This is a genomic window from Cypionkella psychrotolerans, assembly GCF_001294535.1.
Taxonomy (GTDB): Bacteria; Pseudomonadota; Alphaproteobacteria; order Rhodobacterales; family Rhodobacteraceae; genus Cypionkella; species Cypionkella psychrotolerans.
This window is the reverse complement of the sequence record NZ_LGIC01000037.1, coordinates 54874-72032: the sequence shown is the minus strand read 5'-3', so window position 1 is coordinate 72032 and position 17159 is coordinate 54874. Positions and strand designations below refer to the sequence as shown.

Annotated in this window: 18 protein-coding genes and 1 tRNA gene; 7 read left to right on the top strand and 12 right to left on the bottom strand. The window is 58.3% G+C overall.

Annotated features, from left to right (window positions below):
• Positions 1-33 precede the first annotated feature (33 nt).
• A complete protein-coding gene (gene sthA, locus AKV04_RS08925; protein WP_054006102.1) occupies positions 34-1425 on the bottom strand; it encodes a Si-specific NAD(P)(+) transhydrogenase in 1392 nt (463 codons plus the stop codon).
• A gap of 157 nt (positions 1426-1582) precedes the next feature.
• On the opposite strand from sthA, the gene AKV04_RS08920 reads away from it, so the two are divergent.
• The 3 genes from AKV04_RS08920 to tsf all read left to right on the top strand — a co-directional run bounded on the left by AKV04_RS08920 (position 1583) and on the right by tsf (position 4528).
• Positions 1583-2527, top strand: a complete 945-nt coding sequence (locus AKV04_RS08920; RefSeq protein WP_235815577.1) for a homocysteine S-methyltransferase family protein — start codon at positions 1583-1585, stop codon at positions 2525-2527.
• A 257-nt stretch (positions 2528-2784) separates the two neighbouring features.
• Positions 2785-3543 carry a 30S ribosomal protein S2 gene (gene rpsB / locus AKV04_RS08915; protein ID WP_054006100.1) on the top strand — a complete coding sequence of 253 codons (759 nt, stop codon included), beginning with the start codon at positions 2785-2787 and terminating at the stop codon, positions 3541-3543.
• An 88-nt stretch (positions 3544-3631) separates the two neighbouring features.
• The gene (tsf, locus tag AKV04_RS08910; RefSeq protein WP_054006099.1) at positions 3632-4528 is read left to right on the top strand and encodes a translation elongation factor Ts; all 897 of its coding nucleotides are present in this window, start codon (positions 3632-3634) and stop codon (positions 4526-4528) included.
• Between the two features lie 331 nt (positions 4529-4859).
• Here tsf and AKV04_RS08905 read toward each other — a convergent pair whose 3' ends face one another.
• The 11 genes from AKV04_RS08905 to iscR form a co-directional block, all read right to left on the bottom strand.
• Positions 4860-5651, bottom strand: a complete 792-nt coding sequence (locus AKV04_RS08905; protein WP_054006098.1) for a helix-turn-helix transcriptional regulator — start codon at positions 5649-5651, stop codon at positions 4860-4862.
• Positions 5652-5738: 87 nt separating this feature from the next.
• Positions 5739-6422, bottom strand: coding sequence for a ribulose-phosphate 3-epimerase (gene rpe / locus AKV04_RS08900; protein WP_054006182.1), 684 nt, complete (start codon positions 6420-6422; stop codon positions 5739-5741).
• A gap of 160 nt (positions 6423-6582) precedes the next feature.
• A tRNA-Arg gene (locus AKV04_RS08895) sits at positions 6583-6659 on the bottom strand.
• 44 nt (positions 6660-6703) lie between these two features.
• Positions 6704-7924, bottom strand: coding sequence for a cysteine desulfurase (locus tag AKV04_RS08890; RefSeq protein WP_054006097.1), 1221 nt, complete (start codon positions 7922-7924; stop codon positions 6704-6706).
• A 2-nt stretch (positions 7925-7926) separates the two neighbouring features.
• Positions 7927-8502, bottom strand: coding sequence for a YIP1 family protein (locus tag AKV04_RS08885; RefSeq protein ID WP_054006096.1), 576 nt, complete (start codon positions 8500-8502; stop codon positions 7927-7929).
• Positions 8492-8980, bottom strand: a complete 489-nt coding sequence (locus AKV04_RS08880) for a Yip1 family protein (protein ID WP_054006095.1) — start codon at positions 8978-8980, stop codon at positions 8492-8494. The genes AKV04_RS08885 and AKV04_RS08880 overlap by 11 nt, the downstream gene beginning before the upstream one ends.
• The gene (gene sufD, locus AKV04_RS08875) at positions 8981-10267 is read right to left on the bottom strand and encodes a Fe-S cluster assembly protein SufD (protein WP_054006094.1); all 1287 of its coding nucleotides are present in this window, start codon (positions 10265-10267) and stop codon (positions 8981-8983) included. It abuts the gene before it with no gap.
• On the bottom strand, positions 10267-11022 hold the full coding sequence (gene sufC / locus AKV04_RS08870; RefSeq protein ID WP_054006181.1) for a Fe-S cluster assembly ATPase SufC: 756 nt from the start codon (positions 11020-11022) through the stop codon (positions 10267-10269). The genes sufD and sufC overlap by 1 nt, the downstream gene beginning before the upstream one ends.
• Positions 11023-11076: 54 nt before the next feature.
• A complete protein-coding gene (gene sufB, locus AKV04_RS08865) occupies positions 11077-12597 on the bottom strand; it encodes a Fe-S cluster assembly protein SufB (protein WP_054006093.1) in 1521 nt (506 codons plus the stop codon).
• A 34-nt stretch (positions 12598-12631) separates the two neighbouring features.
• The gene (locus AKV04_RS08860; protein WP_054006092.1) at positions 12632-13675 is read right to left on the bottom strand and encodes a cysteine desulfurase family protein; all 1044 of its coding nucleotides are present in this window, start codon (positions 13673-13675) and stop codon (positions 12632-12634) included.
• Positions 13672-14148, bottom strand: coding sequence for a Fe-S cluster assembly transcriptional regulator IscR (gene iscR, locus AKV04_RS08855; RefSeq protein WP_054006091.1), 477 nt, complete (start codon positions 14146-14148; stop codon positions 13672-13674). The genes AKV04_RS08860 and iscR overlap by 4 nt, the downstream gene beginning before the upstream one ends.
• Positions 14149-14307: 159 nt before the next feature.
• Between iscR and AKV04_RS08850 the strand changes: the two genes are divergently transcribed.
• The 4 genes from AKV04_RS08850 (at position 14308) to AKV04_RS08835 (ending at position 17120) form a co-directional block, all read left to right on the top strand.
• A complete protein-coding gene (locus AKV04_RS08850) occupies positions 14308-14967 on the top strand; it encodes an alpha/beta hydrolase (RefSeq protein ID WP_054006090.1) in 660 nt (219 codons plus the stop codon).
• Positions 14968-15228, top strand: coding sequence for a hypothetical protein (locus AKV04_RS08845; protein ID WP_054006089.1), 261 nt, complete (start codon positions 14968-14970; stop codon positions 15226-15228).
• Positions 15225-15809 (top strand): HD domain-containing protein, encoded by a 585-nt coding sequence (locus tag AKV04_RS08840; RefSeq protein ID WP_054006088.1) that lies wholly within the window; start codon positions 15225-15227, stop codon positions 15807-15809. Before AKV04_RS08845 ends, AKV04_RS08840 begins: the two co-directional genes overlap by 4 nt.
• A 96-nt stretch (positions 15810-15905) precedes the next feature.
• Positions 15906-17120 (top strand): NADP-dependent isocitrate dehydrogenase, encoded by a 1215-nt coding sequence (locus tag AKV04_RS08835; RefSeq protein WP_054006087.1) that lies wholly within the window; start codon positions 15906-15908, stop codon positions 17118-17120.
• Positions 17121-17159: the final 39 nt, after the last annotated feature.

Sequence of the window (17159 nt, the reverse complement as noted above, 5' to 3'; positions counted from 1 at the left end):
GCAAAGTTGGCGTGGAAACTCAAGCCAGCGCGCTTAGGCTTGTCCCATCCGGTTCCAGGCATCCAGACCCGCCACCTTATAAGCCTCGGCCAAGGTTGGATAGTTGAAGGTGTTTTGGACGAAGAAATCCACCGTGCCATGCAAGTTGATCACCGCTTGGCCGATATGGATCAACTCGGTCGCCCCCTCACCGACGATATGCGCGCCGAGCAGTCGCCGGGTGTTCACGTCGAAAATCAGTTTGAGGAACCCAGCCGCCACCCCCATGATATGCCCGCGCGAGGTTTCCCGAAACCGCGCGATCCCACATTCATAGGCGATGCCTTGGGCGCGCACCTGTTCTTCCGAAAGCCCGACGGTGGAAATCTCAGGCACCGCATAGATGCCATAGGGAAAGGTTTCCGGCGGTCGCGGCAGAGTGATGCCAAAGGCATGACACGCCGCAACCCGGCCTTGTTCCATCGAGGTTGACGCCAAAGACGGAAACCCGATCACATCGCCCGCCGCATAGATATTCGAGGTCGAGGTCTGGAAGGTGTTCGGATCGACCTTCAGCCGCCCTCGACTGTCGGTCTCAATGCCCACGGCCTCGAGGTTCAAGCTTGCAACATTCCCCGTCCGTCCCGCCGCATAAAGCAGGATCTCAGAATGAACACGGCGGCCATCGGCCAACATTACATCAACGCCAGCGGTCCCCGAGCTGATCTCTTTCACCGCCGATCCCAACCGTATGCTCATGCCGCGTTCGCGCATCTGATGGATGAAGTCCTCGACGATCTCACGGTCAACGAAATCCAGAATGCTGTCGCGGGTTTCAATCAGCGTTACCGGCACATCCAAAGCCGAAAAGATCGTGGCATATTCCACCCCGATCACACCGCCGCCAATCACCGTCAGGGTGCGCGGCAGCTTCTCAAGCTCCAGAAACTCATCGCTGTCAAACACGCGCGTGCGATCAAACGGCACATTCTCGGGCCGATGCGGCCGCGTGCCGACCGCGATCAGCGCGTGCTGAAAGCCAACCTGGCTGACCTCACCCGCTTCGGTGGTCAACTCCACCCGGTTGGCATCGAGAAACCGCGCGGTGGCAAAGATGCTCTGCACCATGTTGCGCATGAATTGGTGCTGCAACACCTCAACCTCGTGGTCGAGGGTCTTACGCAAGCGCTGCACCAGATCGGAGGCCTGAATATCCTGCTTCACCCGGTAGCCACGGCCATAAAACCCACGCTCGCGCCAGCCCGACAGGTTCAACACCGTCTCACGCAGGGTTTTCGACGGGATCGTGCCAGTATGCACCGACACCCCGCCCAACCGTCGCCCCTTATCCACCACCAGCACCGACTTGCCCAGCTTGGCCGATTGCACCGCCGCCCGCCGCCCTGCGGGCCCAGAGCCGATCACCAGCATATCCACCTGATCCATCCCGGCCCCCTTTTGTTTTTCCAAAGCAAACCGACTTTCCCGGTGGACGCAAGCGCGCTGCCACAAGGTCACTGGTTTTCCATGATTTTCTCTATGCGACAGAAATGAAGCATTCGTGATAAAATGCGGCATCCGATTAAAAATGAAGGAGGCCGGCATGCACAGCAAGTCTCGTCATCTGCTGAGCGATATCGGCGATCAGATGTTCCTGACCGACGGCGGCATGGAAACCGTGATGGTGTTTCATGAAGGGATCGATCTGCCGCAATTCGCGTCTTTTACATTATTGAATAGTGAGACAGGCCGCGCGGCGCTGACAAAATATTACACCGCGTTTTTGGATGAGGCCGCAGCGCAACAGGCGGGCTTCATCCTCGACACCCCGACGTGGCGGGCCAGTGCGGGATGGGGGCAGGTGATGGGTTTGGCACCCGAGCAGATTGATGCGATCAACCGCGAGGCCGTGACGCTGGTGCAATCCCTGCGGGCGGATCGACCCCAGCAGCAGCCGATCCTGATCAATGGGGTGATCGGCCCGCACGGCGATGCCTATGCGCCGCAGCAGGTGCTTTCCGCCGAGGCCGCACAAAATTATCACCATCGTCAGGTTGCTGTCCTGGCCGCCGCTGGCGTCGATCTGATCAGTGCAATGACGCTGTCGTCGCATGGTGAAGCCATCGGCATTGCCAAAGCAGCAAACGAGTTTGATCAGCCGGTAACTTTGTCGTTCACCGTCGAAACCGATGGCCGCCTGATCAGCGGCATGAGCCTCGCCGATGCCATCCACCGCACCGATGACGCCACCGATGCAGCGCCGCTGTGGTATGGCATCAACTGCGCGCATCCCGCGCATTTCCGCGATATTCTGCACGGCGATTGGGTGGAGCGGATCGGGTCGCTGCGCGCCAATGCCTCGCGCCGCAGTCATGCCGAGCTGGACGAGGCAAGCGAACTGGATGACGGCGACGTTGACGAACTGGCGCAGGACTATCATCAGCTTTTGCACATGCTGCCGGGGCTGCATGTGGTGGGCGGCTGCTGCGGCACCGATCTGCGGCATGTCGCGGCGATTGGACGGAGTTGTTTGCATCATCAGCATTGAGCGCAGAGCGGTTTTCCGCAACTGTGCCATGGTAAAATTTCCATGCGCGGAACCCTTGCTGCAACCAACGCCCACGGCTTCAAAGCCGCGCTAACCTCCATACTATCCGCTTGCATCCCCGCCGACCTTCGGCTAAAGCCCCCTCACTTCACAGGTGAGGCTTGGGCTTTGCGAGGAGAAATCCCGTAAACTCCGCCGGTTGGACCAGCAGGTCTGAGACAGCTTCACCGAGGATTGAAACCGGAAAAGGATAAGACATGGCTCTACCCGAGTTCTCCATGCGTCAGCTGCTTGAAGCAGGCGTTCACTACGGCCACCAGACCGCACGCTGGAACCCCAAAATGGGCCCGTATATCTACGGCGACCGCAATGGCATCCACATTCTCGACCTGACGCAGACCGTTCCTTTGCTGGACGCGGCGCTGAAAGTCGTGCGTGATACCGTCGCCAAAGGCGGCCGTATCCTGTTCGTCGGCACCAAGCGCCAGGCACAAAAGCCGGTTGCTGAAGCCGCTGAGCGTTGCGCACAATTCTACATGAACCACCGCTGGCTGGGTGGCACGCTGACCAACTGGAAAACCGTTTCCCAGTCGATCGCGCGTCTGAAAACCATCGACGAACTCTTGGGCGCAGGCGGCGAAGGCCTGACCAAGAAAGAGCGTTTGATGATGGAACGCGACCAGTCCAAGCTGCAAGCGTCCTTGGGCGGTATCCGCGAAATGGGCGGCACCCCGGATCTGATCGTTGTCATTGACGTTGGCAAAGAAGATCTGGCGATCCTAGAAGCACAAAAACTGGGCATCCCGGTCGTTGGTATTGTTGACACCAACAACTCGCCCAAAGGCGTGGATTATGTGATCCCCGGCAACGACGACGCCGCCCGCGCGATCCAGCTGTATTGCGAGCTGATTGCTAAAGCTGCCCTCGACGGTATGTCGGCACAAATGGGCGCCGCTGGTATCGACCTTGGCGCTTTGGAAACCGCACCGGAAGAAGAAGCTATCGCTGACGCCTGATTGGCAGTTACGCGACTGATACACGGCGGGGATACGGCTTAGGCCCGGTTCCCGCCGCACTCATTTCTTGAATTTCAGGAGACTGAACATGACCGTAACCGCTCAAATGGTTAAAGAACTGCGCGACAGCACCGGCGCAGGCATGATGGATGCGAAAAAAGCCTTGGTCGAAACCAATGGCGATATGGAAGCGGCGGTCGATTGGCTGCGCACCAAGGGCCTAGCGAAAGCCGCCAAGAAAGCTGACCGTGTGGCCGCCGAAGGTCTGGTTGGCATCGCCGTTTCCGGTGGTCGTGGCGTCGCGGTTGAGATCAACTCGGAAACTGACTTCGTTGGCAAGAACGCTGACTTCCAAGCCATGGTCCACAACATCACCAAAACCGCTTTCCGCGCCAATAGCGTTGAAGAGCTGAAAAACGCTGATCTGGCTGGCCAACCGGTGCATGTCGTGATCTCGGAAGCCGTTGCCACCATCGGCGAGAACATGAACCTGCGTCGCATGGCCTCGATCGAAGGCGATCACGTCGCCGCGTACGTTCACAACTCGGTTGCTGACGGCCTTGGCCGTATTGGCGTTCTGGTTGCGATCAAAGGCAGCGAGCACACTTTCGCCAAGCAAGTTGCCATGCACGTTGCAGCCACCAACCCGCTGGCTTTGTCCGAAGCCGATCTTGACCCGGTTGTGGTTGAGCGTGAATTGGCGGTGCAAACCTCGAAAGCGCTGGAAGAAAACGCAGCCTCGGCCAAGCCGAAGCCCGATGCGGTGATCCAGAACAACATCATTCCCGGCCGGATGAAGAAATTCCTCGCGGAAAACACCCTGATGGGCCAGATGTTCGTGATGAACCCCGACATCACCGTCGCTGAAGCTGCAAAGCAGGCTGGCGTTGAAATCCTCGGCTTCGTCCGTATGGGCGTGGGCGAAGGCATCGAGAAGAAAGAAGAAGATTTCGCAGCAGAAGTTGCGAAAATGGTTTCGGCCTGATCTTTTCGACGATCTTTAGGTGAGGGGGCTGGTGGCAACACCGGCCCTTTTGCTTTTAGTGCCAAGGACGTAAAGAAAAGACGGCACAGCTCCGGGGGCTGTGCCGTCCTGCGCCGCACCACGGGGATGAGGGCCAGCGCATCTGGTGGCACTGCGGGCTGAATAAGCCGCAACGCCAGTCTGGGGCAGGGGGAGCGCCCCCAATTTGTGCAGGGATGTCCTGTCTGAAAATGCAAACCGACATCGCCTGCTGTCCCAAAGGCCGAAGCCTCCACTCACGGAACAAGATCAGGATGTCAGTTTACGCAACGTCAGCCTAGTCGGGTAATCCTTACCTTGCGGCCACTGGAATAGGGCTGGCATCGGTTGGATTGCGCTGAAAGATCAGGTTCATAAGGGCTGCTTTCGCCACGGCCTGTGCCGTGGTGTCCACCGACAAAGTGTCCCGCGCCAGCCGCAGGTGTTTTTCCACCATTGCCGCCGAAACCCCCATCAGCAGCGCCACATCCTGGCTGGTCTTGCCATCGGCGACCCATTCCAAAGCCTCACGCTGGCGGGTGGTCAAGGCACGCCGACGGTTGGAAAACGGCAGTTGGATCAGCCGCAAATGCAGCATATTGGCGACGGCCAGCAACTCATCATGCTTCTCGGCAAACAGCGCATCTACGGCTTCGACGCTGATCCCCGGATCGGCGATCAGCCCCAAAGCGCCCTTGGCCCGCGCCGAGGTTTCGGGAAAGCTGATAGAAATTCCAGCGGTTATGCCCATCGCGACGTTGTGCTTCACCGTCTCGATTTCCTCGGCACTCAGCTTGCCCGCCAGCATCGCTTCGCGCACCCAAGTCCAAGTGCAGGCACCTTCATTGTTCTGCGCCCAGCGAAACGCCGGGGTCTTGGCATAGAACCCATTGCGGAAATAACCCTTGGCATAGGCCTCAGATCCCGTGGTCAGAAACAGCGCATCATCCGGATCGCCAATGGTGCGGGTGGAGCGGAACCGGGTGAAGCCATAGTTCACCAACCCAAACCCCAAGGAGGCAAAATACCGCGTCGCCAGCCGCCAGACATCGTCGGCACTGGTGCTTTGCGCAATATTCACCAACAGCGCATAGCCTGCTGTCACGATCTGTCCTGTCCGGCTGTATCCCCGCACTGATCCATAGGCGCGAATCCGCCGCAAGTCGAGCAGAATGCAGGGCAGGGTTGTGCGCTAAAGCGTGGCAGCCGCCCGGATCGCCGCGATATTCACGCCGTAAGGCGCAGGGTTGGCCACCGAGCCGCCCTTGAACACCGCCGAGCCCGCCACCAGAACATCCGCGCCTGCAGCCACCACCAACGGCGCGGTTTCCACCGTCACACCGCCGTCAATCTCGATATGAATAGGCCGATCGCCAATCATCTTGCGCAACGACCGCACTTTATCCAACTGCGAGTGAATAAACTTCTGCCCGCCAAAGCCCGGATTAACCGTCATAACGCAAACCATATCCACCAGATCCAATAGATGCGCGACGCTATCAATCCCGGTACCCGGATTGATCGCCAGCCCAGCCTTTTTTCCCGTCGCACGAATGGCTTGCAGCGTGCGGTGAATATGCGGACCAGCTTCCAGATGCGCCGAGATCAGATCCGCGCCAGCCTCAGCAAACGCCTCAATGTAAGCGTCGACCGGAGCGATCATCAAATGCACATCCATGAAGCCCGTGATATGCGGCCGGATCGCCGCACAGGTCGCAGGCCCAAAAGTGATGTTCGGCACGAAATGCCCATCCATCACATCGACATGCACCCAATCCGCGCCCTCAGCCTCAATCGCACGACACTCAGCCCCAAAGTTGGCAAAGTCGGCGGCAAGGATAGAGGGCGCAATCTTGATCTGGCGGCTGAAGGTCATAGCAGGTTCCATCTGGGTACAAGTTGCGGGTTCATAGGCGTTTTGGCATCTTTGGTCCAGTCCTACATAGCAGTTATATTACATAATATTGATTATCGGATAACTAGACATAACTCAACAATCCCACACCCTGCTCAAGATTTCTTACATTTCAGAGAGTTGGTGCACCCAGCACGATTCGAACGTGCGACCTTCGCCTTCGGAGGGCGACACTCTATCCAGCTGAGCTATGGGTGCCTCCGATTGCTATAACGGTTACCGCCTTGGGCTGCAACGCGAAATCAGCCGAAAAGCTCGTGACACAACTCCAAAGCCGAGATCAGCGCGTCGACCTCCTCGGTGGTGTTGTAAAGGCCGCACGACGCCCTGCATGTTGCCCCGACACCGAAGTGCTGCATTAACGGCATCGCACAATGCGTGCCCGCCCGCACCGCAATGCCGCGCTTGTCCAGCACGGTGGAGATATCATGCGCATGTGCTTGACCTTGCAGCGTAAAAGAGAAAATCGCGCCCTTAGTTTCCGACGTTCCCTGCACGGTCAACCAGTTCAGCCCAGCCAGTTTCGCGCGGGCATAGTCGCGCAAACCGCGCTCATGGGCGGCAATATTTTCCATGCCTAGACCTGTCAGATAGTCCAAAGCCACGCCCAGGCCGATCTGCTGCACGATGCCCGGCGTGCCGGCCTCAAACTTCATCGGAGGATCGTTATAGATCACGCTATCGCGCGTCACCTCGCGGATCATATCACCGCCACCGAGGAAGGGCCGCATCTCGGCCATCCGATCCGCCTTGATGAAGATCGCGCCAGAACCACTTGGCCCGTATAGCTTATGTCCAGTTATGGCATAGAAATCGCAGCCAATCGCCTGCACATCCACTGCGCTATGCACCGCCGCTTGGCTGCCATCGACCAGCACCGGCACCCCCCGCCTCTGCGCACCCCGGCAGATTGCAGTTACATCAACAACGGTGCCCAACACATTGGACATATGGGTAATTGCGATCAACTTGGTGCGCGGTGTGATCGCATCCAGCACCGCTTGCGGATCGAGATCACCCTTGGCATCGACCTCGACCCATCTCAGCACCACCCCCAACCGCTCGCGCAGAAAGTGCCACGGCACGATATTGGCGTGATGCTCCATGATCGACAGCACGATCTCGTCGCCCGCCTGAAACCGCGGTGCCGCCCAAGCGTAGGAAATCAGATTGATGCCTTCCGTAGCACCCGTGGTAAAGACAATCTCATGCTCGGAACTCGCGTTCAGAAACCGCGCGATCTTGCCGCGTGTGGCTTCATACTTGTCAGTCGCAAGATTAGAAAGGTAGTGTAAGCCACGGTGAACATTCGCATATTCCATTGAATAGGCTTGTTTCACCGCCTCAATCACCGCTTTCGGCTTTTGCGCCGAGGCACCATTGTCGAGATAGACCAGCGGCTTGCCGTTGACCTGCCGCGCCAAGATCGGGAAATCGCTGCGAATTTTCTCGATGTCATACATGATCAGCCTTTCATCCCCATCAGGGCCACTGTCAGCACCGCCATTGCGAACGCCAGCACAAACACTGTGGCGATCAGGCCGAGCAGCACTTTGCCGGCCGAGGCAAAGCCGTGCAACTCGGCGATAAAACTCGCCAACACCCAGAGAAACAACACCAATCCGAACAGGCCCAAAGCGGCGGCCAAAGATGGCGACAGCACCAGCAGCACGATCTGCCCCAGTTGCAACAGGCTCAGCAAAGCCTCGGTCCAAGCGATCAACACCAGCGCATCGGTCAAGCGGCCCCTGCCCCCGAACAGCCGCCCGACACCCTGCACCAGCATCGCCATTACCACCATCACAAGGCCTTGCAGAACGGCCACTTGCAGCGGATTTTGGAACATCTTCAAAATATTAGGATCGATCTGCTCGGGTGCCACCAACATGGAAACCCCAGTTAGACCCGCCGAAATCACTGCCATCAGCGCAATCGCCAGAACGGCCGTCGATGCCGGAAACTGCCAATCCAGCAAGCGGCGGGCGGCGCTGCGCGGGCTTTGCAGACTTTGTTGCAGCAAAAGCGTCAGATCAGCTTGCATCTCCACGCTCCGCTTCCCGCAACATCGACATCCAGATCCACAGAAACCCCAAACCGACCAGCGCCGCCACCAGATTGGCTTGTAGACCCGGCCCGATCATCCCGGCAACCAGCCCCTGCAACAGCATCCCCGGTGTCACCGCCAACAGCGCCGAAAACAACGCCAGCCGCGCGGAGTAATAACTGCCCTGCCCGCTCATTGCTTTGGCAATCAAATGGCTTATCGCCGCCAACAGATACCATGCCGGGATCAAAGCAAGTATCGCCAGCCCTGCCCCTACCAACCGCTGCACCATCGGCACATCGGGTTGAAGTACTGTCTGCCGCGACAGGAAAGGCCAACGCGCCACGAAAGCCAACACCATAAACGCCACCAGCAGGCTGAACGCAAACGGCTCAGACTTCGGTCGTTGCAGATGCCGCCGCATCACCACTTTCGGCCGCCGCCACGCCTGCACGATATCGGTTGTGACTGACATTTAATGCTCGTGACGCGCCAGCCAGCTTTGCAACCGCTGCCGGATATCCTCAGAAATCACATCGTCCTCAATTTCCGAAATCGCCTCGGCCAAGAACGCCAGCACCAACAAAGACTGCGCCTGCCGCAACGGCACCCCACGCGAGCGCAGATAGAACAAAGCGGTTTCGTCAATCGCGCCCGAGGTCGAGCCGTGGCTGCATTTCACATCATCGGCGTAGATTTCCAGCTCGGGCTTGGCCAGAAACTGGCTGTCGCCGTCCAGCATCAGCGCTTGACTGATCTGATAACCATCGGTCTTCTGCGCACCCTGTTTCACCAGAATCTTGCCCTGAAACACCCCAATCGCGCCGTTTTTCAGCACTTTTTTGAACACCTGCCGGCTTTCGCAGCGCTCGGCGGCATGGGTGATGAACACGGTGTCATCGTGGTGGAAATCACCGTCACCCAAAGCCGCGCCCGCGACATGCGCCACCGAATCCGCGCCAAGCAGTTCCAGCACCGCATCGTTGCGGGTCAGACGGCCATTGGCGGTCAGGGTGAAAGATTTGAACGCCGCATTGCGGCCAATGCGGGCAAACAGATGCGTCACCGCTTGCCGTGTATGCGCCCGGCCCTGTGCGCGGATGTGATGAAAGCGCGCGCCATCGGCGACCTCAATCTCCATCACATGATTTAAGCGCGCCGCAGCCGCTCCGTTCTCCAGAATGGTCACCTCCGCACCGGATTCAACCTTAATGCAGTGATGCAGTATCACATCAGAAGTCATTGCTTTGTGTTGGTAAATCAAAGAAATGGGCTTAGATGGTGTCTGCGTCACCCGGATCAGCAGGCCATCACCCGCAAAAGCCGAATTCAGTGCCGCGAAGGGACGCTGCACCGGGCTTTGGCCACGGGTTTCCAGCACGCCATAAAGTCCACTCGCCCAGTGAATATCAGCCTCAGCCGCGTCAGACAGCCGCTCAATCTTCACGCCCTCCAGTGCCAGAGCATCGGATTGGCTGGCATCAAACACGCCATCGACAAATACGATCTTCAACCGATCCACGCCGCTAAACGGCGCAGGCTCGTCGCCCGGATCGAACAGATTGACCGAGGCGGCCTCGACCGCATTCAGCCCGGTCGGATCGGTGTAACGCCAGTACTCGTCGCGTTTTCCCGGTAGCCCCATAGCGGTCAGGCGCGCCAAAGCATCGCTGCGCGCAGCTCCCAGCCAGCCCTGCGGTGCAAAGCTTAAAGCGGCAATCCGCGCCTGCAGCGCATCTTGCTTCGATTGCAAAACCGCCATCAGACACCCTCCGCCAAAAGGTCCGCATAGCCGTTGTTCTCAACTTCCAGCGCCAGCTCTGGCCCGCCGGTTTTGATGATCCGCCCCGCCGCCATGATATGCACGAAATCAGGTTTGATATGGTCGAGAAGACGTTGATAATGCGTGATAACGAGGAACGAACGCCCTGCCCCGCGCAAGGCATTGACGCCTTCCGCCACCAGCTTCATCGCGTCAACATCCAGACCGGAATCCGTCTCGTCCAGGATGCACATCTTCGGCTCCAGCATCGCCATTTGCAGGATCTCGTTGCGCTTTTTCTCACCGCCCGAGAAGCCGACATTGACCGGGCGCTTCAGCATCTCAGCATCAATTTGCAGTGCCTTCGCCTTTTCCCGCACCAGTTTCAGGAAATCACCCGCCGAGATTTCCGCCTCACCGCGCGCCTTGCGCTGCGCGTTCACTGCGGTGCGCAGAAAGGTCATGTTGCCGACGCCGGGAATTTCCACCGGGTATTGGAACGCCAAAAACAGCCCCGCCGCAGCCCGCGCTTCCGGCTCCATCTCCAGCAGTTCCGCGCCTTCCAGCTTGGCCGAACCTTCGGTCACCTCATAGCCATCGCGACCCGACAGCACGTAAGACAGCGTCGATTTGCCCGAGCCGTTTGGCCCCATGATCGCATGCACTTCGCCAGCGCCGATCTTTAGGTTAACGCCGCGCAGAATGATTTTATCTTCTTCTTCAAGTTTGACGTGCAGGTTATTGATTTCGAGCATTTTTCCCTCATTCATCTCTTGGCGCAGCCCCAAAGAGCCGCGCGCCACAAATTCTTAGCCGACCGAGCCTTCAAGGCTGATCGCCACCAGACTTTGCGCTTCCATTGCAAATTCCATCGGCAGGGCTTGCAGAACTTCCTTGCAGAAACCGTTCACCACCAGCGCCACCGCTTCTTCCTCATCCATCCCGCGCGAGCGGCAATAGAACAGCTGGTCCTCATCCACCTTGCTGGTGGTCGCCTCGTGCTCCACCCGGCTGGAATTGTTCTTTACCTCGATATAGGGCACGGTATGCGCGCCGCATTTATCGCCGATCAGCAGGCTGTCGCATTGGGTATAGTTGCGGCTGTCGGTGGCTTTCGGGTGCATTGACACCAGCCCACGATAGGTATTTTGCGCCCTGCCCGCCGATATACCCTTGGAAACAATACGCGATTTCGTGCGCTTGCCCAAGTGCACCATCTTGGTGCCGGTGTCGGCTTGCTGGGCGTTGTTGGCGATGGCGATCGAGTAAAACTCACCCTGTGAATCATCACCGCGCAGGATGCAGGACGGGTATTTCCAGGTAATCGCGGAGCCAGTCTCAACTTGGGTCCACATCACTTTCGCCCGGTCGCCCCGGCAATCGGCGCGTTTGGTGACGAAGTTATAGATGCCACCAAGCCCGTTTTCATCGCCCGGATACCAGTTTTGCACCGTCGAGTATTTCACCTCGGCATCTTCCAAAATCACCAGTTCCACCACCGCCGCATGCAACTGATTGGTGTCGCGTTTTGGCGCAGTGCAGCCCTCCAAGTAGCTGACATAGCTGCCTTTATCGGCGATGATCAAGGTGCGCTCAAACTGGCCGGTGTTCTCGGCATTGATGCGGAAATAGGTCGAAAGCTCCATCGGGCAGCGGGTGCCGGGCGGGATATAAACAAACGAGCCATCGGAAAAAACCGCCGAATTCAGCGTCGCAAAGAAGTTATCCGACTGCGGCACCACCGAGCCTATGTATTTCTTCACCAGTTCGGGATGTTCCTTGATCGCCTCGGAAATCGAGCAGAAAATCACCCCCGCTTTCGCGAGTTCCGCTTTGAACGTGGTGCCGACCGAGACGGAATCGAACACCGCATCGACCGCGACCTTGCGCTCACCCATGGTCTCCGCACCTTCGACGCCAGCCAGAATAAGCTGTTCTTTCAAAGGGATGCCAAGTTTTTTGTAGGTGGCCAAAATCTTCGGATCGACCTCATCCAAAGACTTCGGTTTCACAGCCATGCTTTTCGGTTTGGCGTAGTAATACTGATCCTGATAGTCGATTTTCGGATAGTGCAGCATCGCCCAATGCGGCTCTTCCATCTGCACCCAACGCCGATACGCGGTCAGACGCCATTCCAGCATCCATTCCGGTTCTTCGTTTTTCGATGAAATCAGCCGCACGATGTCTTCCGACACGCCCTTCGGCGCGTAATCCATCTCAATCTCAGTCGACCAGCCGTATTTATAGGTGCCAGACATCGCATGAACGGTCTCGATCGTCTCACGATCAACCCCGTCGCGCACTTCCAGATCCAGATCGGTCATCGTCATATTCCTTTTATCCCAAGGTGTTGCCACCTGATATTCACGCGTTGCGCGAACGTATCCGTTTGTAGTCCCGCGCCCAGGCCTCGGCGAAGCGCAGCACATTATCTTCCGTCACATTCGGCCCCAGCGAGATGCGGATCGCCTGACCCGCCGCCGCCTCATCATAGCCCATCGCCTTCAGCACCCGACTGGCGCGCACCTTGCCACTGGAGCAGGCAGAGCCTGCTGAGATCGCAAACCCCGCCAGATCCATCGTCATCACCTGCGTCTCGCCCTTCCAACCCGGCGCGATCAGGTTCAACGTGTTCGGCAAACGTTTCGCCCTATTCCCGACTGAAATAATCTCAAATCCCATGGCGGACAATGCTGAATCTAGAATATTTCTAATTTCCGCCACGCGGTCCCAAACCCCATCCGCCAAATCCCACGCAGCCGCCTCTGCCGCAGCTGCAAATCCCGTGATGCCAATCAGGTTTTCGGTGCCAGCCCGCCGCCCCATCTCCTGCCCGCCGCCTTTCAGTTGCGAGGCCACATCCACCCCCCGCCGCAGCACCAAAGCGCCGATACCCTTCGGCCCGCCCAGTTTATGCGCTGAGACCAGACCCATGTCGCAGCCCAGCCAGTTGAACGCCAAAGGCAGCTTGCCAAAGCCTTGCGTCAAATCAGAAACCGCCAATCCCTGTGGCAAATCCTGCACCACGCCGGTTTCGGAATTGGCCAGTTGCAACGCTGTGCGGCCCGGCTCCAACACCGTCACGCGGCCATCTGAATCCACCACTAACCCAGCCTCGCACCAAGCCGAGACCGCCTCATGCTCCACCTGCGCACAACTCAGTCCCCGCCCCGCGCAAGCCAAAGCCGCAGCCTCGGTCGCCCCCGACGTAAAGACGATATCCGCGCCCTCAGCCCCCAAAGCACTTGCGATCTTCCCCCGTGAGCGCTCCATCAGCGCCTTTGCCGCCCGCCCCTCGGCATGGACGGAAGACGGGTTGCCCACCACCTCCATCGCCGCAATCATCGCCGCGCGGGCTTCTGGGCGCAGCGGCGTGGTCGCGTTCCAATCAAGGTAAATCCGGCTCATTCCTCCACCACATCCACCACCCGAAACAATGCTGGCACCGCTGGGCACGGCGTCATCGCATTGCCGATCACATCGGACAGGCGGGTTTGATGCAAAAACACATAGACATGTGCCGAAAGCCCCTCCCACAGCCGGTTGGTCAGACTTTGCGCACGGCTGCCTGACACGCCACCCGAGGCCCCCGCGCCGGAATGCATCGCATCGACATTCTCCTCAACCGCCTCCATCACCTCGGAAATGCGGATAGAATCCGGGCTGCGCGCCAGACGATAACCGCCGCCCGGCCCGCGCACCGCCTCGACCAATCCCGCGCGGCGCAGCTTGACGAACAACTGCTCCAGATAGGGCAGCGACAGATCCTGCCGCTTGGCAATCGCCGCCAGCGACATCAGCTCATCGCCGCCTTTGACCTCGGCCAAAGCCAGATCGGCCAACGCCACCATGGCGTAACGCCCCTTGGTCGATAGTTTCATGCCCAGCACCCACCCAATTTCGTGACTATCCATTGACGTCGGGGGTGCGTCCGCTTAACTCAACCCCAGTCCATGAGCGGTTTTGCCGCTTTAGAATGGTTCTAGTATATCCGAGCGAATTCGTCAACAATTCGTTCGGAAAACAGGCACGGAGCTTACATGCCCGAAGTTATTTTCGCCGGCCCAGAAGGCCGCCTCGAAGCGCGTTACCATCCGCAAAAAGAGCGTGATGCGCCGATCGCCATCGTGCTGCACCCGCATCCCGCTTACGGCGGCACGATGAACAACAAGGTTGTCTACAACCTGCATTATGCGTTCTACAATCTTGGCTTCACCGTGATGCGGTTCAACTTCCGTGGTGTTGGGCGTAGCCAAGGCGAATATGACATGGGCATCGGTGAGCTGTCGGATGCAGCCAGCGCTTTGGATTACCTGCAAAGCATGAACCAAAACGCCAAGCATTGCTGGGTGGCTGGCTTTTCGTTCGGTGCGTGGATCGGCATGCAACTGCTGATGCGCCGCCCGGAAATCACCGGCTTTATCTCGGTCGCCCCCCCGGCGAACCTGTATGATTTCAGCTTCTTGGCACCCTGCCCAGCTTCTGGCTTGATCATCAACGGCACCGCGGACAAGGTGGCACCGCCGAAAGATACCGTCAATCTGGTGAACAAACTGCACGAGCAGAAGGGCATTACCGTCACCCATACCCAGATCGAGGGTGCCGATCACTTCTTCAAGGATGAGGAAGCCCATATGAAGCCGATGATCGACACGGTTTCTACTTATGTGAAGCGTCGTCTGACGGAAGTGACCCGCTAAATGGGCGTCGTCGAGGATATGGGCGATGCGCTCGCCCGCGACGTGATCGCCGCGATGGAAGAACTCGACGACCACCGCCTGCCCGATAAGGTGTCCAAAGTGCTGCTGGATGCCTCGCCCACCATGCAAGAGGCGTTCCTGACCGCCTACCGCGTCCGCGTCGCTGAGCAGCGCGGCCGCAAATATATTGATGCTTTGCTGAAAGCCAAACGCGAAGGCACCGCCCCACCGCCCGGCCCCCATATGCAGAGCGGCCATTGAGCCCGCGGCTGGAAGCGCAATTCGCGTTTCTGAATGAGGCCGATCGCCTGAAATCGGTGCTGCGCGCCACCACCTTGTGCGATGGCTCGCGGGTTGAAAATTCCGGCGAACATAGCTGGCACCTCGCACTTTACGCGCTGGTGCTGGCCGACCAAGCCGCCCCCGGTGTCGATATCTCCCGCGTGATCAAGATGTTGCTGGTGCATGATCTGGTGGAAATCGACGTCGGCGACGTGCCGATCCATTCCGCCAATGGCCTCGCCCATGCGAGCACCGCCACCCAAGCCGCCGAATCCCGCGCCGCAGATCGGATCTTCGGCCTGCTTCCCGCCGATCTAAGCTCCGATCTCCGCGCTATCTGGGACGAATTCGAAGCAGCCGAAACCCCCGACGCCATCTTCGCCAAATCGCTGGACCGCGTGCAGCCCGTGATGGCCAACCTGCAATCGGGTGGCGGCACTTGGATCACCTACAACGTCACCGCCGAACAGTTGCAAACCCGTGTTGGGGCCAAAATCGCCAAGGGCGCGCCGAGGCTATGGGATTGGGTGCGCGAAAAGACCCACAGGTTCTTCAAATAACCCGCGACATTTCGGTATACCGTCGCATACCATCTTTCCTTTTACCGCATTTTCACATACACCCAGCATAAGCGAATCCAACCATAAGGGGCCGACATGACCAAGATTAAGGTAGCCAATCCCGTTGTCGAACTCGACGGCGACGAGATGACCCGGATCATCTGGGACTTCATCAAGCAAAAGCTGATCCTGCCCTACCTCGACATTGATCTGAAATATTACGATCTGGGCATTGAAGAGCGTGATCGCACCAACGACCAGATCACCATCGACTCGGCCCACGCGATCCAGAAATACGGTGTCGGCGTCAAATGCGCCACGATCACCCCGGATGAGCAGCGGGTTGAGGAATTCGGCCTGAAACAGATGTGGAAATCGCCCAACGGCACCATCCGCAACATCTTGGGCGGCGTGATCTTCCGCGAGCCGATCATCTGCAAAAACGTGCCCCGTCTGGTGCCCGGCTGGACCAAGCCCATTGTTGTGGGCCGTCATGCCTTTGGCGATCAGTATAAAGCCACCGATTTCCGCTTCCCCGGCGCGGGCAAACTGACGATGAAATTCGTCGGTGACGATGGCACGGTGATTGAGAAAGAAGTCTATCAGGCGCCGTCCTCTGGCGTGTTCATGGGCATGTACAACCTTGACGACTCGATCCACGACTTCGCGCGCTCGTCGTTCAACTATGGTTTGCTCAAAGGCTGGCCGGTGTATCTGTCGACCAAGAACACCATTCTGAAAGCCTATGATGGCCGCTTCAAAGACATCTTCGCAAAGGTCTATGCCGAGGAATTTGAAGACCAATTCAAAGCCAAAGGCATCCATTACGAACACCGCCTGATCGACGATATGGTCGCATCGGCAATGAAATGGTCGGGCGGCTATGTCTGGGCTTGCAAGAACTATGACGGCGATGTGCAGTCCGATACGGTTGCCCAAGGCTTCGGCTCGCTCGGCCTGATGACCTCAATCCTGATGACCCCCGATGGCCAGACGGTCGAGGCTGAAGCCGCGCATGGCACCGTCACCCGCCACTTCCGCGAGCATCAGAAGGGCAAGGCGACCTCGACCAACTCGATCGCCTCTATCTTCGCTTGGACTGGTGGTCTGAAGCACCGCGCCAAGTTGGACAGCAATGAACAACTGATGCGCTTTGCCAGCACGCTGGAAAAAGTCACCGTCGATGCGGTTGAAGATGGCTGGATGACCAAGGATCTGGCTTTGCTGGTCGGCCCCGATCAGAAATGGCTGACCACGATGGGCTATCTGGAAAAGGTCGACGAATATCTGAACAAAGCCCTGCAAGGTTAAGCTACAAGGGCCCGGACGATGGTTCCGGGCCTTTTTCTT